Here is a 17,499-nt window from a genome sequence, read left to right as displayed (position 1 = left end):
CGGTCGCGAATATCCAACGAATGGAACTTGCCCATGAAACACCTCCACGCAGAAGTGAATCACAGATGCCATCACAACGGAATCTCTGCGAGTCGATTAAATCGAACGATGCTTTAGGCCGCGCTACGCAATCGCGCCGCGCGGCCTTGAAACGTCTGAAGCCATGCGAGCCTTTGAGGGCAGCCCTAACGGCGCTCAAGCAGGCGGCAGATTTCTTCGAGTTGATCGAGTGTCTTGTAGGCGATGCGCAGGTGGCCGCCCGATGCCTTGTGGTTGACCGTTACCTCGAGCCCAAGGCTGTCGGAGAGGGTGCGTTCCAGGGCCAGCGTGTCGGCGTCTTTCTCATCACGCCGGGACGCCTTGCCGTAGTTCGGATCGTTCTGGGCGCGAATGTCGTTCTGCGCGATCCGCTCGGCATCGCGAACGGAAAGTCCCTTGGCGATGATCGCGCGGGCAAGCGTGGCCGGGTCGGAGGTGGGGATCAGCGCACGCGCATGCCCCGCCGAAAGCGTGCCCTCCGACAGCATGTCGCGCACAGGCTCCGGCAGTTTCAGCAGCCGCAAGCTGTTGGCGACATGGCTGCGGCTCTTGCCGATGATCTCGCCGAGATCGTTCTGCGTGTAGCCGTGCTCGGCAATCAGCTGTTCATAGCCGAGCGCCTCATCCAGCGGATTGAGGTCGGAACGCTGAACGTTTTCGACGATTGCGATTTCCAGCGCAGTGCGGTCATCGACATCGCGAACGATAACCGGGATTTCGGTGAATCCGGCTAACTGTGCCGCGCGCCAGCGACGCTCTCCAGCAATGATCTCGTAGCGATCGACACCGATGGTTCGAGCGACGACCGGCTGAACGATCCCGTGCTGACGGATTGAATTGGCAAGATCCTGAAGTTCGGCCTCGTCGAACTGCCGACGGGGGTTGCGCGGGTTGCGCGACACGAATTCGATAGGAACGCGCCGGTCCGGGTTGACCGGGGCAGGGGCGGCTGCTCCTGCCTGCAACGGCTGATCCATCTCGCCGATCAACGCGGCCAGTCCGCGACCAAGCCGTCTCTTCGAGCTATCGTCGTTCATATCGTCACCCGATTTAGATTACGCTACCGAAATGATTATGCCGCCTTGCGCTGGCGCTCGCGTTGGATCACCTCGGATGCCAACTGGAGATAGGCCTGGCTGCCCGCGCATTTCAGATCGTAAAGGATCGCTGGCTTGCCGTAAGAGGGCGCCTCCGATACGCGAACGTTACGCGGGATGAGCGTGTGATAGACCTTGTCGCCGAGATGAGTCCGGACATCACTCACCACCTGCTGCGCGAGATTGTTGCGTGAATCGAACATCGTCAACACGATGCCCTGAATATCCAGGCCAGGGTTCACCGAGCGGCGAACCTGATCCACCGTCTCCAGCAGCTGGCTCAGACCCTCAAGTGCAAAGAACTCGCACTGCAACGGCACCAGAACAGAGTGTGCCGCCGCCATCGCGTTCATCGTCAGCAGATTGAAAGACGGCGGGCAATCGACGAGCACGTAGGAATACTCCATCGCCGCCGGGCTGACCAAAGCTTTCCGCAGACGGAAAACACGGTCCGGCTCCTGCGATATTTCCATCTCAACGCCAAGCAGGTCCATCGTCGAAGGGATAATGGCGAGGTTCGGAACGGCGGTTTGCTGGGCAATCTCGCCAATTCCGTGCGATCCCATCATCAGCTCGTAGGACGAGAGATTGCGGTCACGCCGCTGAATACCCAATCCGGTGCTGGCATTGCCCTGCGGGTCGAGATCCACGATGAGAACCCGTTCACCGATGGCCGCCAAGGCGGTCGCCAGATTGATAGCCGTCGTCGTCTTGCCGACGCCGCCCTTCTGATTTGCGATTGTGATAATCCGATTCTTTGCGCCAAACATCTTTCCGCTCGCCGATCACTGAACCTTGCGCGACAGATTTGCGATCTCGAGCACAACAGAATCCGGCTCGACGACGCTTGGATGTTTTACCAGATCAAATTGATAGCGGCCAACGGCTTTGTCGATTTCGCGCTGGTAATCCCGCCCTTTGTGAAAATAGCCGACCGCTTTGTGCTCATTTGCGATCATCCACGGCGCTGAATAGTCCAGCAGGAGGGTCAAATCCGCCAGCGCGCGGGCTGAAACTGCATTGGCGCGCGGAATCACTGTGCCTGCTTCTTCGATTCGAATGGGATGAACCGAGCCACGCGCACCGGTTTCCGCCAGGGCGACGCGCAGAAAAGCTGCTTTCTTGTTGTTGCTCTCAACGAGATGGACCCAACCATCGGCGAATTCAGAGAGATAGATGGCAGTAATCACGCCAGGGAAACCGCCGCCGCTACCGAGATCGACCCAGGTTTTTGGACCTGGGGACAGCTGCACCAATTGCAAACTATCGACGATGTGCCGGTTCCAAAGATCTTCTACAGTCGATGGCGCAACGAGGTTGATAGCCTTCGCCCACTTCTGGAAGAGCGCGGCAAAATGCGCAAGCCGTTCATTCGTTTCACGTGAAACACGCAGTCCGTTCAGCACATCGATTGGACTCGCTTTCATTGTGCACTTGCCTTTTCTTCACGTTGTTCGGCGCTGCTACGGTTCTGACGCTTGAGCCAAGCAAGGATGAGCGAGGCGGCCGCCGGCGTCATGCCGTCAACCTTCATCGCCTGCGAAAGGTTCCGCGGCGCCTGCTGCTTCAGCTTCTGCTTCAGTTCATTGGACAGGCCGGAGAGCCCGTCAAAATCGAAGCCGTCCGGAATCAGAAGATTTTCCTCGCGGCGGATGCCGGCGATATCCGCGGCCTGTCGGTCCATATAGACGGCGTAGGCGGCATCGATCTCCAGCGCCTCAATGACCCGAGGACCGATTGACGACAGTTCTGGCCAGATTGGCTCCAGTGCGGAAATCGACTGATCCGGATAAGAGAGGATCTCAAAGGCCGTGCGCCGCTGGCCGTCCTGGTTGAGCTTGAGCCCATGACGCGCCCCTTCTGCCGGCGTCAGCGACAGACTCTTCAACAGCCGCCGGCCCTCTTCAAACCGCGCGCGCCAATCCGTAAAGCGTTCACGGCGGACATCCGAGGTGCATCCGAGTTCCATTGCCAGAGGCGTCAACCGCGCATCGGCATTGTCTGCTCGAAGCGATAGGCGGTACTCCGCCCGGGACGTAAACATGCGATAGGGCTCGGTGATGCCGCGCGATGTCAAGTCGTCAATCATCACACCGATATAGGAATCCGTCCGGCTGAACACGACCTCGGGGCGACTGGTCGCCAAGAGTGCGGCATTCAGGCCTGCGACCAGACCCTGCGCGCCCGCCTCCTCATAACCCGTCGTGCCATTGATCTGTCCGGCCAGAAACAGGCCTGGCAGCTTGCGAACCGCCAAGGTTGCGCTCAACTCGCGCGGATCGACATGGTCATATTCTATGGCATAACCCGGCTGCAGGATTGCAACATTCTCCAGACCGGGGATGGTCTTGATGAAGGCTTCCTGGATATCCGCCGGGAGCGATGTGGAGATACCGTTCGGATAGATGGTGTCATCGTCGAGGCCTTCCGGTTCAAGGAAGATCTGATGGCCGTCCCGCTCGCCAAACCGCACGATCTTATCTTCGATCGATGGGCAGTAGCGCGGTCCAACGCCCTCGATCTGACCAGAATACATCGCCGACTTACCGATGTTGTCGGCGATAATCCTGTGCGTCGCTTCCGTTGTCCGGGTCACCCCACAGTCGATCTGCCGGTTCACAATCTGATCTGTCATGAAAGAGAAGGGGACAGGATCCTCGTCTGGGCCCTGCCGCCCGACACGACCCCAGTCGACCGTACGCCCATCGAGACGCGCCGGCGTGCCGGTCTTCAACCGCCCCAGCCGAAGTCCGTGGCGCAGCAGCGTGCCCGACAATCCCACCGAAGGTTCTTCGCCGACACGTCCGGCCGGAATCTTCTGGTCGCCAATGTGGATGAGGCCCTTCAGGAACGTACCGGTCGTCAACACCACGGACTTGGCGGTGAAGGTACGGCCGTCTTTCATAACCACGCCGGCGACCGTTCCATCCGCATCCAAAAGGTCGAACGCGTCGCCCTCAACAACGGTGAGGTTGGTGATCGCGGCGATCTCGCGTTGCATTGCTTCGCGATAGAGGCGGCGATCAGCCTGGGTGCGCGGCCCGCGCACTGCCGGCCCCTTGCGACGGTTCAGCAAACGGAACTGGATGCCACCGGCATCGGCGACACGCCCCATCAGGCCATCCATGGCATCGATCTCGCGCACCAGATGCCCTTTGCCCAGGCCACCAATGGCCGGGTTGCAGGACATGACGCCAATCGTCGCTGCCTTGTGCGTGATCAAAGCCGTGCTGGCGCCCAGTCGCGCAGCTGCGGCGGCAGCTTCGCAACCGGCATGGCCGCCGCCGATGACGATAACGTCAAACTGTGTCATTGCCTTGTCTCCAGGCCAGCGCTTATTCTGGCGCGAATCGTTTCACGTGAAACACAACGAAGGACTCGCAAGCGTTGCATTAGCGATTCCACAAACTTATTTGCCGATACAGAACTCGGAAAATATCACATCCAACAGGTTCTCGACATCCACCCGACCCGTTATCCGCCCGATTGCGTCGCCGGCGATGCGCAACTGCTCCGCGCGGATATCAAGCCCTTGATACTGACCCATCAGACTGTCTTCAATCGCACGATGGGCCTGCCGCAGACTATCAACATGGCGCCGCCGCGAAGGAAGCGACAGTGACGTGCGGCCGCTAAGATCAGGAAGATGCGCCGCAATTGCTTCCAATAGTCGGTCCATCCCTTCACCTGACTTTGTCGAAATCAGGACATCCGGCTCGTCCGTCTGCCAGGCGCGCTCATCACGGTCGATTTTCGTACCCACGCGCAACACAGGCGTTGCGCCGGACGCCACACTGGTCAGTGATTCAAATCCGCTCGGCGCGTCTGCGAGCAGAAGAATGAGATCGGCACGCTCGATAACTTCTCGCGCACGACGGATCCCTTCCTGCTCGACCCGTTCGTCGGTCTCACGCAAGCCCGCCGTATCGTAGAGCTTTACAGAGAATCCGGCTAAGGAAAGGTCTACGGACAGCACGTCCCGCGTTGTGCCGGCGACTTCAGTAACGATCGCAATGTCTCGCTGTGCGAGAGCGTTGAGCAGGCTCGACTTCCCGGCGTTCGGTTCTCCGGCGATGACAATCCTCAGTCCATCGCGGATGATCTCGGCAATCGGCGCATCGGCAATATGGATCGCAATCTCGTGCGCAAGGGCGGACATGTCCTGCCAGATGCGCTCGCTCACCGAGCCGGGTACGTCATCTTCATCCGCGAAATCAAGCTCGGCTTCGATCATTGCCCGCGCATGGGTGAGGCGTTTCGCCCAGCCCGCATAGATCTTCGATTGCCCGCCGCCAGAATGCTCGATTGCAAGCCGGCGCTGCATCTCGGTCTCAGCGACAATCAGATCCGCAAGCCCTTCGACCTCCACAAGGTCGAGCTTGCCATTTTGAAAGGCGCGCCTGGAGAATTCCCCGGCGTCCGCGTGACGCAAGCCATCAAATGCAGCGAGTTCCGCAAGCAAGGCATTGACCGCCGCACGACCGCCATGGATTTGAAACTCGCCACAATCCTCGCCGGTGAATGACGAGGGGCCTGGAAAATAAAGAACGAGACCGCGATCGATCACGAGACCGTTGCGAGACCGAATCGATTTCAACAACGCCATCCGCGGCGAAGGAAGTTCCCCGCACAATTCGCTGAGAACCGACGCGGTCTGCGGGCCGCTGACACGCACGACCGCGACGCCGGCGGGCAGTGCACCGCTGGAAAGCGCATAGATCGTGTCCACAGCCATCATTGGTTCACCTGAGGAGACCGCGGGGAACCGGAGCGGCCCGCGCCGTCAAAATACCTGGAGATCGTCGAAGTTCAGGACCAGAGCGTGTCGACTCTGCGGAGAAAGCTCACGCGGGGCGACAACAGCATCTAGAACGGCCGGTGTGCTTATGCCGAAACAGTGCCGAAAGATCAAGCTCCGGCTTTAGCCTGCTTAACACCTGCCTCTGTTTCACGTGAATCACGGGAAACGCCGATATCGCACCCATTGCGACGGTCCGGATCGTTACAAGACCGATTCAATTTTGTTTTGAATCCGGCTAAGAATAGCGGCTCGAAAAGAAACCGGCCGACAAGAGCCGGCCGGTCCTTCGTGTAGGCTTATCTGAATCCAGCTCAGGTGTTCATCGAGTCGAAGAAGTCGCCGTTGTTCTTCGTCTGCTTGAGCTTGTCGATCAGGAACTCGATCGCATCGGTGGTGCCCATTGGCGCCAGAATGCGGCGCAGCACGAAGATCTTCTGCAGATCCTGACGCGGCACGAGCAGGTCTTCCTTGCGGGTGCCGGACTTGAGAATGTCCATCGCCGGGAAGATGCGCTTGTCGGCAACCTTGCGGTCCAGGACGATTTCCGAGTTGCCGGTACCCTTGAATTCTTCGAAGATGACTTCATCCATGCGGCTGCCGGTGTCGATCAGCGCCGTGGCGATGATCGTCAGCGAACCGCCTTCTTCGATGTTACGCGCAGCGCCGAAGAAGCGCTTCGGGCGCTGCAGCGCGTTGGCGTCGACACCACCGGTCAAGACCTTGCCCGATGACGGAACAACAGTGTTGTAGGCGCGGCCGAGGCGCGTGATCGAATCGAGCAGGATGACAACGTCACGGCCGTGCTCGACGAGGCGCTTGGCCTTCTCGATGACCATCTCGGCGACCTGCACGTGACGCGTTGCCGGTTCGTCAAAGGTCGAGGAAACGACTTCGCCCTTCACCGAGCGCTGCATGTCCGTCACTTCTTCCGGACGCTCGTCGATCAACAGAACGATCAGGTAACATTCCGGATGGTTGGCGGTGATCGAGTGCGCAATGTTCTGCAGCAGCACCGTCTTACCGGTGCGCGGCGGCGCGACGATCAGGCCGCGCTGGCCCTTGCCGAGAGGAGCCACCAGATCGATGACGCGGGCGGAGAGATCCTTCGACGTCGGAATCTCGAGTTCCATCTTGAAGCGCTCGTTCGGATAGAGCGGCGTCAGGTTGTCGAAATGGACCTTGTGACGGATCTTTTCCGGATCGTCGAAATTGATGGTGTTGACTTTAAGCAGAGCGAAGTAGCGTTCGCCTTCCTTCGGTCCGCGGATCGGGCCCTCGACCGTGTCGCCCGTCTTCAGCGAGAAGCGGCGAATCTGGGAAGGCGAGATGTAGATGTCATCAGGGCCGGGAAGGTAGTTTGCATTCGCCGAGCGGAGAAAGCCGAAGCCATCCTGCAACACTTCAACGACGCCTTCACCGATGATCTCGATATCCTGGGCTGCGAGCATCTTGAGGATAGCAAACATCAGCTCCTGCTTGCGCATCGTGCTGGCGTTTTCGACCTCGAGCTCCTCGGCAAAGGCGAGCAGATCGGTCGGCGTCTTGTTCTTGAGTTCTTGTAGCTTCATTTCAGCCATGAAGGATCCATGTTCGGTATGGGGAATGGAGAGATGGCGAGTATTCGTCAGGGAGCTGCGGCTGGGGGGGCAGGCTCTTGTCTTTGTCACAAGCCATGAAGAGGAGATGGGTGAAAATAGCGATTCACGTGAAACCCCGCAAGGGGCTCTCGCAAATTAGAAACGACTATTGCAAACGGCAAATCGATTAAATTCAGAACGGCTTCACCACAACCATGATGACGATCAGTATCATCAGAAGGGTAGGGGCCTCGTTCAGCAGCCGCCAGTAGCGCGCATCGTGCCTGTTCTCGTCGCGCTGGAAGGCGCGTACGGCGCGGCTGAAGCGCATGTGAACAAGCGTCAGCAGAACCACGAACAACAGCTTGGCGTGCAGCCAGCCCCCCTGGAAACCGTAGACGCTCCAGGCAAGGTAGAGCCCGAGAACCCAAGAGATCATCATCGCCGGGTTCATGATGACCTTCAGCAGCCGGAGCTCCATCATCTTGAAGGTTTCCGACTGGGCGGAGCCCGGCTCGGCGTCGGTGTGATAGATGAAAAGCCTGGGCATGTAGAGCAGGGCCGCCATCCACGACATCACGGCGATGACGTGGAGCGCCTTGATCCAGAGATAGAGATCGTCTGGCTGCCAGGCGAAGAGACCGACGAGCAACGCCACGAAACCGCCGATCGCGATCGCCGCCCTCAGGCGCGCCCTGTTGCCGGGTGCCTTGTCGGTCTGCTTCTCCGCCATCACTGCGCTCCGCGAACCCGGGCGACCAACGCAGCAACATGCTCCGGATCGGCCTGGGGCGTAATACCGTGCCCGAGATTGAAAATCAGCGGGCCATGACCAAGCACGTCGAGAATACGGTCGATGCCGTCCTCGAGCGCTGTCCCGCCGGCCACGACCCGCATCGGATCCAGATTGCCCTGCACCGGCCCCTCTTGCTGCAGTTCCCTGGCAAAGGAAAGCGGCACGGTCCAGTCGAGACCAATGGCATCGGCGCCGGTCGACTGGCGATAACCCTTCAACAGCTGTCCGGCGCCCTTGGCAAAGGCGATGATCTTGGCATTGGACCTTTGTGCCCTGACGGAAGTGATAATCCGCTGCACCGGTTTGACAGCGTAGCGGGCAAATTCCGCCTCGCCGAGAACACCCGCCCAGGAATCGAAGATCTGCACCGCATCGGCCCCCGCATCGATCTGCCGGACGAGGTAATCGGCAGATATGTCCGCGAGCAAGGAAAGCAGGTGATCGAAAGCCTCAGGGTTTCTGTAGGCGAAGAGGCGCGCCGGCGCCTGGTCGGGCGTCCCGTGTCCGGCGATCATATAGGTCGCAACCGTCCAGGGAGCGCCACAGAAGCCAAGCAGGGTCGTTGTGGCAGGAAGTTCAGCGCGCAACCGCGAAACCGTCTCAAAGACAGGCTGGAGGTGTTCAGCGACGCCATCCGGCTTCAGGTCGCGGATACCGTCGACATCGATCGGATCCATTCGTGGCCCATGTCCCTCTTCGAATCGAACGTTTCGTTTCAAGGCATCGGGAATGACCAGGATATCGGAAAAGAGAATGGCCGCATCGAAAGCGTAGCGACGGATCGGCTGCAGTGTCACCTCGACCGCGAGATCCGGCGTATAGCAGAGATCGAGAAAACTTCCCGCCGTGGCGCGTGTCGCCCGATACTCGGGCAGATACCGGCCTGCCTGGCGCATGAGCCAGATCGGAGGGGGCGTTACCGTCTTCCCTGCCAAAACCTCCAGAACCGTTCTGCGCGTTTCGGTCACGGATCATCTCTCCCAATTTAAAATCAAAGATATTTAGAAGGTTTCTATTTCTTAGAGTCGGTGGGTATCAAGGATTAAAACAACCCACTGACTTGTCCACGATCGGAGATCTGGTCACGGCCCGGCGGGAGAGCAATCGGGCTCGGTGGAAAGACACTGCGGATCGCAACAGAAAAGTATTTTGATTCAGTCGATTAGTTGTAGCCTCGTTTTCTGGGCGCTTGTGGACAACCGGTTGATACGCGTGACACTTTGTCTCCGCCGCGAGTCTTTTCCACATTTGCCGCGGCGCAGTTTCCGCGACCGCGCCAATTGTGAATAAGTCGGCTGTTTTCCACTTGCCTGGACCCAGGCCGCGTCGTTAGCTGTCTTTCATCCCGGCTTATCAACAGCAGCAGGAGAATTGCGTGGAGAACAAGAAAAACTACTTCCACCTTCACCTGATTTCGGACTCAACCGGCGAGACTCTGATCGCCGCGGGCCGTGCCGCGGCGGCGCAATTTCAGAGCTCCCATGCGCTGGAACATGTCTACCCGCTGATCCGCAACCGCAAACAGCTGCTGCAGGTTCTGGATGCGATCGATGGTGCGCCCGGCATCGTGCTCTACACGATCGTCGATCGGGAACTCGCCGATGTGATCGATCGGCGCTGCCGCGAGATGGGTGTGCCTTGCGTCTCGGTGCTCGATCCGATCATCGATCTTTTCCAGTCCTATCTGGGCTCACCGTCGCGGCGGCGCTCCGGTGCACAGCATGTGATGGATGCGGAGTATTTTGCTCGTATCGACGCGCTCAATTTCACGATGGATCACGATGACGGTCAGTTGCCGGTTGATTTCGACGAGGCCGATGTGGTCCTTGTCGGTATCAGCCGGACGTCGAAGACGCCGACCAGCATCTATCTCGCCAATCGCGGCATCAAGACGGCCAATATTCCGATCGTACCAGGGGCGCCGCTTCCAGAGCGGTTGATGGAGGCGACGAAGCCGCTCGTGGTCGGGCTGATTGCGACGGCCGACCGCATCTCACAGGTGCGCCAGCACCGCGTGCTCGGAACCACCCATGGCTATCAAGGGGACCAATACACCGACCGGGCGGCGATCACCGAAGAGCTGAAATATGCGCGCGCGCTCTGCGCCCGCAACAATTGGCCGGTCATCGATGTCACCCGCCGTTCGATCGAGGAAACCGCGGCGGCAATCGTTGCCCTGCGTCCGCGTCTGCGCTAGAGCGGAATCGAACAATTCGGGAACCTGAATGATGACACCCTCGCTCGTCCTGGCTTCGGCCAGCCCGTTTCGCCGGGCGCTTCTGGCAAATGCCGGTCTCGTCTTTGAAGCGAAGGCCGCCCGGATTGACGAGCGCGCACTGGAAAAGCCACTCGAGGATGCGGGTGCTGCGCCCGAAACCGTCGCGCTTGAACTGGCAGAAGCGAAGGCAAGGGATGTCGCCCGTCATTTTGGCAGGGCGCTGGTCATCGGCTCGGACCAAACGATGTCGTTGGGATCTCGGGTCTATCACAAGCCGAAAAACATGGCGGAGGCAACCGAACATCTGCTCTCGCTTTCGGGCAAGACCCATCGCTTGAACAGTGCGATCGTGCTCGTCCAGGGTGAGGCGGTCATCTGGCGGCATGTCTCGTCTGCACATATGACGGTGCGACCGCTCACCGCCGCATTCGTAGAACGTCATCTGCAGAGCGTCGGCGAAAAGGCGCTGTCGAGCGTCGGTGCCTATCAGCTTGAAGGCGAGGGCATCCAGCTGTTCGACAACATCGAGGGCGACTACTTCACCATCCTCGGTCTGCCGATGCTGCCGCTGCTCGCCAAACTCCGGGAACTGGGAATGATCGATGCGTGATTCACGTGAAACATTTGTTAACCACGCCTTCGTCACCGGCTATCCGATCAAGCATTCCCGTTCGCCTCTGATCCACGGCTATTGGCTGAAGCAGCTTGGCCTGCCCGGCAGCTATCGCGCTCACGAAGTGCGGCCCGGCGATTTCTCGGCCTTTGTCGCAAGTCTTAAGGACGGAACATCGGGCTTCATCGGCGGCAATGTCACGATCCCTCACAAGGAGATGGCCTGTCGCCTTGCGGACCGTCCCGATGCACTGAGCGAAGAACTCGGCGCGGCCAACACGCTCTGGCTCGAGGACGGCGCGGTTCACGCCACAAACACCGATGGCCGCGGCTTCGTCGCCAATCTCGACGAACGGGCGGCTGGCTGGGATCGGACGTCGACGGCGGTCATCCTCGGCGCTGGCGGTGCCAGCCGCGCCATCATCCAGGCCGTTCGCGACCGCGGCATCAAGACGATCCATGTCGTCAATCGCACGGTCGAACGCGCGCAGGACCTTGCCGATCGCTTCGGACGGACGGTTGAGGCGCATCCGTTGGATGCCCTGAAAGAAGTCATGGTAGGAGCTGGCCTCTTCATCAACACAACCTCGCTCGGCATGGATGGAAACGAAGCGCCTGAGATCGATTTCGGCATCATGGCGTCCGGCGCGGTCGTGACCGATATCGTCTATGTCCCGCTGAAGACACCGATCCTCGCTCAGGCAGAGGTTCAGGGTTTTGCAATCGTCGACGGCTTGGGCATGCTCCTGCACCAGGCCGTGCCCGGCTTCGAACTCTGGTTCGGCTGTCGGCCGACCGTCGATGCGACGCTTCGGCAAATCATCATCGACGACATGGACAGACACTGATGATTATCGTCGGGCTCACAGGATCGATCGCGATGGGCAAGTCGACGGCAGCCCAGATGTTTCGTGATTTCGGCGTCCCGGTCAACGATGCCGATGAGGTCGTGCACGAACTCTATCGCGGCGAGGCGGTTGCGCCGGTCGAGGCGGCCTTTCCCGGCGCAACGAAAGATGGACACGTCGATCGCGCGGAACTGTCGCGCCAACTTATGAAGACACCGGAGCGGCTGCGCGAACTCGAAGCCATCGTCCATCCGCTTGTACGCGAGAAGGAACGGGCGTTCCTGGCAAGACACGCGGCCGCCGGGGCGCCCTTTGTGGTCCTGGACATCCCGCTGCTGTTTGAAACCGGAGCGGAAAAACGCATCGATCGCATTGCCGTGGTGACGTGTTCGCCGGAGCTTCAGCACGAGAGAGCGATGAAGCGCCCGGGAATGACAGAGGAAAAACTCGCAATGATCCTTGCGCGGCAAGTTCCCGACAGCGAAAAGCGCAAACGCGCCGACTACATCATCGATACCAGCGACAGTTTCGACGTCACCCGGGGACGGGTGAAGGCCATCGTCGACACGCTTGTCGCCAGCAACGGAGACGCGGATGCGTGAGATCATCTTCGATACGGAAACGACGGGCCTCGACAATCGCGAGGACCGGGTGATCGAAATCGGCGGCGTCGAACTCGAAAATCAGTTTCCGACCGGACGCACCCTGCACATCTTCATCAATCCCGGCAATCGCAAGGTTCATCCGGATGCGCTCGCCATCCACGGGATCACCGATGAGTTCCTGAAGGACAAGCCGCCGTTTGCCGACGTCGTCGATGAGATCCTCAATTTCTTCGGCGACGCCCGTTGGGTCGCGCACAACGCCACCTTCGATATGGGTTTCATTAACGCCGAATTTGCACGCATCGGCCTGCCGCCGGTTGCGGGCGATCGGGTGACGGATACGCTGGCGCTCGCCCGCCGCAAGCACCCAATGGGCCCAAACTCGCTCGATGCGCTTTGCCGTCGTTACGGCATCGACAATTCGCATCGCGCCAAACACGGGGCTTTGCTCGACTCCGAGCTGCTCGCTGAAGTCTATATCGAGATGATCGGCGGCCGTCAGGCTGCCCTTGGCCTCGTGTCCAGCAAGTCGACAGGCCAGTCGATTGAGCTCGACGATGCGCCGATCACCATCGGCCAGCGCCCGCGGCCCCTGCCGAACCGGCTATCGGAGGCCGATCTTGCCGCCCATGCGGCGCTGATTGCGAAGATCGGCGCGAAGGCAATTTGGGCAAAGTACGAACCCCAGGAATGAAGCAAGCATGAAAAAAGCCCGGCGCAATGGCCGGGCTTTTTGCTTTAGCGATGCTGTTCCTGGATCAGTTCGCGGTCTCGTTCGAGACCTGGGCGCGAACCTTCTCTTCGGCCATGCGCTGTGCGAACATCTGCGCGAAATCGATCGGGTCGATCATCAGCGGCGGGAAGCCGCCATTGCGGGTCGCGTCGGCAACGATCTGGCGGGCGAACGGGAACAGCAGGCGCGGGCACTCGATGAAGAGCAGCGGCAGCATGTGCTCCTGCGGGAAACCGGCAACGCGGAAGACGCCGCCATAGGCAAGCTCGACGTTGAAGAGAACGCGGTCACCGTCCTTTGCCTCGGCGTTCAGCGAGAGAACGACGTCGAAATCGTTTTCTGCGAGCGGGTTGGCATTGACGTTGACGTTGATATTGATCGACGGCGCCTTGTCACGGGCCTGCAGCGAACGCGGAGCGCCCGGGTTTTCGAAGGAAAGGTCCTTGATATATTGGGCGAGGATGTTCAGCGTCGGGCTCTGCTGCGCGCTGCCATTGCCGTTGGATGCGGTATCAGTCGTCATAAGGGTTCCTCGACATAATTAGGTGAGGCCATCTAGCATTTCGGCCTAGGGCTTACAACCCTGCGGCCCGGGCGCTTTCGGCTGCTCACCCGCGCTTGCGCTCCTAACCATGAAGCCGGCAATATGCTCTGAAATCTGGGCGATAGAGCGTCGCCGTTCGATCTGTCGGACTACCGCTGATGGCGATCCTCCGTCCGTGGCGGATCCTCGTCGTCGGTCCGCGAGAATTCTCCCTCGTCGAGATCGATCACGCGTGGCGAAGGGCGCGCATGGCGCGGATCGTTTTGTGCTTGCCAGTTTGCGCCGGATGCAGCGCTGACGATCGTCAGCCGCTTGCGCAGGAAGGCTGCCACCGCATCGCGGACAAAAGGCACAAACAGAAGCAGGCCGAACACGTCGCTGACGAAGCCCGGTACGACGAGCAGGATCGCTGCAAAGAACAGCAAGGCGCCGCCAAGCACCTCTCGACCCGGGTCGAGTCCAGCCTGGGCGGCATCCTGCATCCGGCGAATGACGGTAAATCCCTGGACTCGGAGCAGGATAATGCCGACAAGAGCGCTTGCAAGCACCAGAAGCAACGTCATCAAAAGACCGATCTCTCGGCCGACGACGACGAAGCCGGCGATTTCGGCGAGCGGTAGGCCAAGGACCACAAGGGGGATAAGAAGTGAACGCATCGATGCTGCCTGAAACGAAACTTGGTGCCACATCCCTTGCCAAGGGTGTGACATCGACATTTGAATGATCTGTCCTTGCGGACTATATGGAATAGCTACGAGAAATTCTAACAGCGGTTCAGGGTGGAAATGGGCTCCTTTGACTTCATCACGTTTTTTTTCCTGATCGCTGCCGTGGTCATCTTCCTGCAGTTGCGCAGCGTCTTGGGCCGTCGGACGGGCAGTGAGCGGCCGCCATTCGATCCATATTCGCCGCGCGACATGAGCCAGGGGCCGGAAAACGGCGACAAGGGCAAGGTCGTGCAGCTGCCTCGACGCGAGAGTGTGGAAGAGGAGGCGAACCGCTACGAAACGATCGATGCCTTCGCCAAGGCCGGCACGACGCTGAATACCCAGCTTCGGGCGCTGAGCGACGCTGACCAGAGCTTCGATCCCAAGGAATTCGTCAACGGTGCCAAGATGGCCTACGAGATGATCGTCATGGCCTTTGCCGACGGCGACCGAAAGACGCTCAAGAACCTGTTGTCGCGCGAGGTCTATGACGGCTTCGATGCGGCGATTACCGATCGCGAGCGCAAGGGTGAGGTGGTGAAGTCCACATTCGTCGGTATCGACAAGGCGGACATCATCCACGCCGAGGTCAAGGAAAGTGAAGAGAACATCACGGTCCGCATCGTCAGCCAGTTGATTTCCGCCACCTATGACAAGCAGGGCGGCCTGATCGACGGCGACGCCGAGTCGGTCGCCGAGGTCAACGATCTCTGGACCTTTGCGCGCGACATCCGCTCGCGGGATCCAAACTGGAAGCTGATCGCCACCGAATCCGAAAACTAAGCGGATATGGCGCCGATGTCCTTTCGACTTGAACCCGTCCGTTTCGACGATCTTCCCGGCTGGCAGGATGATGACCCGAAACCCGTGATCGATGCGATGCGTCGCTGTCATGCGCATGTGTCGACGGTCAAGCCGTATCGGACCGGTTCTCTCGGCGTCTCCGTCGACGATCTGTTACCGGCCTTTTCGGCTTCGTCACAGCATGTCGACACTCCCGAAGACGCGCGGGCGTTTTTCGAACAGCGTTTCGTGCCGTTTCGCATCGCCCCCGAGTCAGGCTCCGGTTTCGTGACCGCGTTCTACGAGCCGGAGATCGAGGTCCGCGCCGAAGCGGACGAAACCTATCGCTTTCCGCTCTACCGGCGCCCGCGGGATTTGGTCGATGTTGACGATGCCAACCGGCCCGGCGGCATGGATCCCTACTTCGCCTTCGGTCTCTCTGAGGAGGGACGGATCAGCGAGTATCCGGACAGGCGGGCAATCGAGCAAGGTCATCTGGCCGGGCGCGGGCTGGAGATCGCCTATGCGAAATCGAAGGTCGATGTCTTCTTCGTACATGTGCAGGGTGCTGCGCGCCTTGTTTTCCCGGATGGAAAGCGCTGTCGTGTGACCTATGCGGCCAAGACCGGCCATTACTTCTCGCCGATCGGCAAGCTTTTGATCGATCGTGGCAAGATCGATGCCGCGACCGTTTCGATGATGAGCATCCGAAGCTGGCTGGAGGCGCATCCCGATGAAGTCGATGAAGTTCTCTGGCACAACCGGTCGTTCATCTTTTTCCGTGAGGCTGCGGTCGAGGATGAGCAATTGGGGCCAATCGCCGCCGCCAAGGTGTCGCTTGAGCCGGGACGTTCGTTGGCGGTCGATCGCCTGATCCATACCTTCGGCGTGCCATTTTACATCGCGAGCGACAGTCTGACGCGCCTCGATGACGGAAAACCTTTCCAGCGCCTGATGCTGGCACTCGATACGGGCTCGGCGATCGTCGGTCCGGCGCGCGGCGATATTTTCACCGGTTCCGGATACGAGGCTGGCGAGCGGGCAGGAGCGGTCCGCAACGCGGCGGATTTCTACGTTTTTGTTCCAAGGGCCGCCGCGGCACGTTACGGCCATGGCTAGGGAAAAGAAGCTTTCGGCCGAGGATCGCATTCTCTGGGGCAAGGTTGCCCGCTCGACGAGACCGATGCCGGGCCGGCTCGATGAGTTGATGGGCATGCTGGTCGAGGACGAGCCGCCAAAGCCGCAGGATCAGCCCAAGGCCAAGCAGCAGCAGACGGCGACCGGCGCCATTGAGCAGCAGGGCATAGCTCTGACAAAGAAGCCTGGCGAAAAAGTGCACCAACCGCTTGAAAAGCCGGTCAAGCGCAAGCTCGCCAAAGGCCGTCTGGCGCTTGAAGCGCGGATCGACCTGCACGGCATGATCCAGAGCGAGGCGCATGGCTTGCTTCTGCAGTTTCTTCTAAGGGCGCATGAGCGGGGGCTGCGCCATGTGCTCGTCATTACCGGCAAGGGCACGTCCTTCGGCAGCGACGGTGCTCTGAAACGGGCCGTGCCGCTCTGGCTTTCCTTGCCCGAGTTCCGGCCGCTGATATCGTCCTATGAGCCGGCCGCGCGCAATCACGGAGGGGAGGGTGCCCTCTATGTCCGTCTGGCCCGTGTTCGGGGAAGCGCGATATGACGCCGTTCGGTCGGGCGCTGCGTGACCTTCGGCGACGCAAAGGTGTGTCGCAGAAGCAGATGGCGGCGGCGATCGGCGTATCGGCTGCATATCTTTCCGCGCTCGAGCACGGAAAACGCGGTGCCCCAAGCTTCGATTTCCTTCAGCGCGTCGCCGGTTACTTCAATGTGATCTGGGACGAGGCGGAGGAACTGTTCCGCATTGCCAATGTCTCCGCGCCGAAAGTCGTGCTGGACACATCGGGCTTGACACCGGAGCACACGGCGTTTGCCAACCGGCTCAGCGAACAAATCCGCGCTTTGTCGCCCGAGACGATCCGTGCCCTGGAAGATGTTTTGGAAAAAGCCACATTTCCTGATAATGACAGGGGATGAATACCCGTTTCCGGCCGCTGCCTGGCGGTCCGGGATTTGGAACAGTGGACAAATTTTCTATAGTCCGCGAGGCGTCCGAGACGTGAT

Annotated in this window: 19 protein-coding genes; 9 read left to right on the top strand and 10 right to left on the bottom strand. The window is 59.9% G+C overall.

The genetic code is table 11. The annotated features are described in order from the left end of the window. Window positions 1-185: 185 nt before the first annotated feature. The 8 genes from BBX50_RS05685 to hemE all read right to left on the bottom strand — a co-directional run bounded on the left by BBX50_RS05685 (window position 186) and on the right by hemE (window position 9,278). Entirely contained in the window at window positions 186-1,076 is an 891-nt protein-coding gene (locus BBX50_RS05685; RefSeq protein WP_065774343.1) for a ParB/RepB/Spo0J family partition protein, read from the bottom strand. A gap of 35 nt (window positions 1,077-1,111) precedes the next feature. Next, on the bottom strand, window positions 1,112-1,906 hold the full coding sequence (locus BBX50_RS05680) for a ParA family protein (protein ID WP_065774342.1): 795 nt from the start codon (window positions 1,904-1,906) through the stop codon (window positions 1,112-1,114). A 15-nt stretch (window positions 1,907-1,921) separates the two neighbouring features. Beyond that, window positions 1,922-2,563, bottom strand: a complete 642-nt coding sequence (rsmG, locus tag BBX50_RS05675; protein WP_065774341.1) for a 16S rRNA (guanine(527)-N(7))-methyltransferase RsmG — start codon at window positions 2,561-2,563, stop codon at window positions 1,922-1,924. Then, window positions 2,560-4,449 carry a tRNA uridine-5-carboxymethylaminomethyl(34) synthesis enzyme MnmG gene (gene mnmG / locus BBX50_RS05670; protein WP_065774340.1) on the bottom strand — a complete coding sequence of 630 codons (1,890 nt, stop codon included), beginning with the start codon at window positions 4,447-4,449 and terminating at the stop codon, window positions 2,560-2,562. The genes rsmG and mnmG overlap by 4 nt, the downstream gene beginning before the upstream one ends. Before the next feature lie 96 nt (window positions 4,450-4,545). Then, window positions 4,546-5,874 (bottom strand): tRNA uridine-5-carboxymethylaminomethyl(34) synthesis GTPase MnmE, encoded by a 1,329-nt coding sequence (gene mnmE, locus BBX50_RS05665; protein ID WP_065774339.1) that lies wholly within the window; start codon window positions 5,872-5,874, stop codon window positions 4,546-4,548. A 374-nt stretch (window positions 5,875-6,248) separates the two neighbouring features. Further along, a complete protein-coding gene (rho, locus tag BBX50_RS05660; protein WP_115418875.1) occupies window positions 6,249-7,514 on the bottom strand; it encodes a transcription termination factor Rho in 1,266 nt (421 codons plus the stop codon). A gap of 193 nt (window positions 7,515-7,707) precedes the next feature. Next, window positions 7,708-8,250 carry a protoporphyrinogen oxidase HemJ gene (hemJ, locus tag BBX50_RS05655; RefSeq protein ID WP_201723488.1) on the bottom strand — a complete coding sequence of 181 codons (543 nt, stop codon included), beginning with the start codon at window positions 8,248-8,250 and terminating at the stop codon, window positions 7,708-7,710. Then, window positions 8,247-9,278: a uroporphyrinogen decarboxylase gene (gene hemE, locus BBX50_RS05650; RefSeq protein ID WP_065774337.1), complete on the bottom strand. Its 1,032-nt coding sequence runs from the start codon at window positions 9,276-9,278 to the stop codon at window positions 8,247-8,249. Before hemE ends, hemJ begins: the two co-directional genes overlap by 4 nt. A 407-nt stretch (window positions 9,279-9,685) precedes the next feature. Between hemE and BBX50_RS05645 the strand changes: the two genes are divergently transcribed. The 5 genes from BBX50_RS05645 to dnaQ are packed head-to-tail and all read left to right on the top strand — an operon-like array spanning window position 9,686 to window position 13,287. After that, the gene (locus tag BBX50_RS05645) at window positions 9,686-10,507 is read left to right on the top strand and encodes a pyruvate, water dikinase regulatory protein (protein WP_065774336.1); all 822 of its coding nucleotides are present in this window, start codon (window positions 9,686-9,688) and stop codon (window positions 10,505-10,507) included. 31 nt (window positions 10,508-10,538) lie between these two features. Further along, on the top strand, window positions 10,539-11,138 hold the full coding sequence (locus tag BBX50_RS05640; RefSeq protein WP_065774350.1) for a Maf-like protein: 600 nt from the start codon (window positions 10,539-10,541) through the stop codon (window positions 11,136-11,138). Beyond that, window positions 11,131-11,988: a shikimate dehydrogenase gene (locus BBX50_RS05635; protein ID WP_065774335.1), complete on the top strand. Its 858-nt coding sequence runs from the start codon at window positions 11,131-11,133 to the stop codon at window positions 11,986-11,988. Before BBX50_RS05640 ends, BBX50_RS05635 begins: the two co-directional genes overlap by 8 nt. Next, the gene (coaE, locus tag BBX50_RS05630; protein ID WP_065774334.1) at window positions 11,988-12,590 is read left to right on the top strand and encodes a dephospho-CoA kinase; all 603 of its coding nucleotides are present in this window, start codon (window positions 11,988-11,990) and stop codon (window positions 12,588-12,590) included. Before BBX50_RS05635 ends, coaE begins: the two co-directional genes overlap by 1 nt. Beyond that, entirely contained in the window at window positions 12,583-13,287 is a 705-nt protein-coding gene (gene dnaQ / locus BBX50_RS05625; RefSeq protein WP_065774333.1) for a DNA polymerase III subunit epsilon, read from the top strand. The genes coaE and dnaQ overlap by 8 nt, the downstream gene beginning before the upstream one ends. Before the next feature lie 64 nt (window positions 13,288-13,351). On the opposite strand, the gene secB is transcribed toward dnaQ, so the two are convergent. Both secB and BBX50_RS05615 read right to left on the bottom strand, forming a co-directional pair. After that, window positions 13,352-13,849, bottom strand: a complete 498-nt coding sequence (gene secB / locus BBX50_RS05620; RefSeq protein WP_060521526.1) for a protein-export chaperone SecB — start codon at window positions 13,847-13,849, stop codon at window positions 13,352-13,354. Between the two features lie 170 nt (window positions 13,850-14,019). Next, window positions 14,020-14,526 (bottom strand): FxsA family protein, encoded by a 507-nt coding sequence (locus tag BBX50_RS05615; protein ID WP_065774332.1) that lies wholly within the window; start codon window positions 14,524-14,526, stop codon window positions 14,020-14,022. 129 nt (window positions 14,527-14,655) lie between these two features. On the opposite strand from BBX50_RS05615, the gene BBX50_RS05610 reads away from it, so the two are divergent. Genes BBX50_RS05610 through BBX50_RS05595 form a run of 4 tightly spaced genes read left to right on the top strand, consistent with a single transcriptional unit; the run spans window position 14,656 to window position 17,412 of the window. Continuing rightward, window positions 14,656-15,360 carry a Tim44/TimA family putative adaptor protein gene (locus tag BBX50_RS05610; RefSeq protein ID WP_065774331.1) on the top strand — a complete coding sequence of 235 codons (705 nt, stop codon included), beginning with the start codon at window positions 14,656-14,658 and terminating at the stop codon, window positions 15,358-15,360. A gap of 15 nt (window positions 15,361-15,375) precedes the next feature. Then, complete coding sequence (locus BBX50_RS05605) at window positions 15,376-16,479, top strand: murein transglycosylase A (RefSeq protein WP_065774349.1); 1,104 nt, start codon at window positions 15,376-15,378, stop codon at window positions 16,477-16,479. Next, a complete protein-coding gene (locus BBX50_RS05600; RefSeq protein WP_065774330.1) occupies window positions 16,472-17,038 on the top strand; it encodes a Smr/MutS family protein in 567 nt (188 codons plus the stop codon). The genes BBX50_RS05605 and BBX50_RS05600 overlap by 8 nt, the downstream gene beginning before the upstream one ends. Then, the gene (locus BBX50_RS05595) at window positions 17,035-17,412 is read left to right on the top strand and encodes a helix-turn-helix transcriptional regulator (RefSeq protein ID WP_065774329.1); all 378 of its coding nucleotides are present in this window, start codon (window positions 17,035-17,037) and stop codon (window positions 17,410-17,412) included. Before BBX50_RS05600 ends, BBX50_RS05595 begins: the two co-directional genes overlap by 4 nt. Window positions 17,413-17,499 lie beyond the last annotated feature (87 nt).

Origin of the sequence: Ensifer sp. LC11 (assembly GCF_001695835.1) — a bacterium.
In the GTDB taxonomy this organism is placed as follows: Bacteria; Pseudomonadota; Alphaproteobacteria; order Rhizobiales; family Rhizobiaceae; genus Ensifer.
This window is presented reverse-complemented; position numbering and strand designations above follow the sequence as displayed.

Bases quoted from the DNA above. Each gene is read 5' to 3' on its own strand.
- BBX50_RS05685 (WP_065774343.1), bottom strand. From the start codon at position 1,076: ATGAACGACGATAGCTCGAAGAGACGGCTTGGTCGCGGACTGGCCGCG.
- BBX50_RS05680 (WP_065774342.1), bottom strand. From the start codon at position 1,906: ATGTTTGGCGCAAAGAATCGGATTATCACAATCGCAAATCAGAAGGGC.
- rsmG (WP_065774341.1), bottom strand. From the start codon at position 2,563: ATGAAAGCGAGTCCAATCGATGTGCTGAACGGACTGCGTGTTTCACGT.
- mnmG (WP_065774340.1), bottom strand. From the start codon at position 4,449: ATGACACAGTTTGACGTTATCGTCATCGGCGGCGGCCATGCCGGTTGC.
- mnmE (WP_065774339.1), bottom strand. From the start codon at position 5,874: ATGATGGCTGTGGACACGATCTATGCGCTTTCCAGCGGTGCACTGCCC.
- rho (WP_115418875.1), bottom strand. From the start codon at position 7,514: ATGGCTGAAATGAAGCTACAAGAACTCAAGAACAAGACGCCGACCGAT.
- BBX50_RS05640 (WP_065774350.1), top strand. From the start codon at position 10,539: ATGACACCCTCGCTCGTCCTGGCTTCGGCCAGCCCGTTTCGCCGGGCG.
- BBX50_RS05635 (WP_065774335.1), top strand. From the start codon at position 11,131: ATGCGTGATTCACGTGAAACATTTGTTAACCACGCCTTCGTCACCGGC.
- coaE (WP_065774334.1), top strand. From the start codon at position 11,988: ATGATTATCGTCGGGCTCACAGGATCGATCGCGATGGGCAAGTCGACG.
- dnaQ (WP_065774333.1), top strand. From the start codon at position 12,583: ATGCGTGAGATCATCTTCGATACGGAAACGACGGGCCTCGACAATCGC.
- secB (WP_060521526.1), bottom strand. From the start codon at position 13,849: ATGACGACTGATACCGCATCCAACGGCAATGGCAGCGCGCAGCAGAGC.
- BBX50_RS05615 (WP_065774332.1), bottom strand. From the start codon at position 14,526: ATGCGTTCACTTCTTATCCCCCTTGTGGTCCTTGGCCTACCGCTCGCC.
- BBX50_RS05610 (WP_065774331.1), top strand. From the start codon at position 14,656: ATGGGCTCCTTTGACTTCATCACGTTTTTTTTCCTGATCGCTGCCGTG.
- BBX50_RS05605 (WP_065774349.1), top strand. From the start codon at position 15,376: ATGTCCTTTCGACTTGAACCCGTCCGTTTCGACGATCTTCCCGGCTGG.
- BBX50_RS05600 (WP_065774330.1), top strand. From the start codon at position 16,472: ATGGCTAGGGAAAAGAAGCTTTCGGCCGAGGATCGCATTCTCTGGGGC.
- BBX50_RS05595 (WP_065774329.1), top strand. From the start codon at position 17,035: ATGACGCCGTTCGGTCGGGCGCTGCGTGACCTTCGGCGACGCAAAGGT.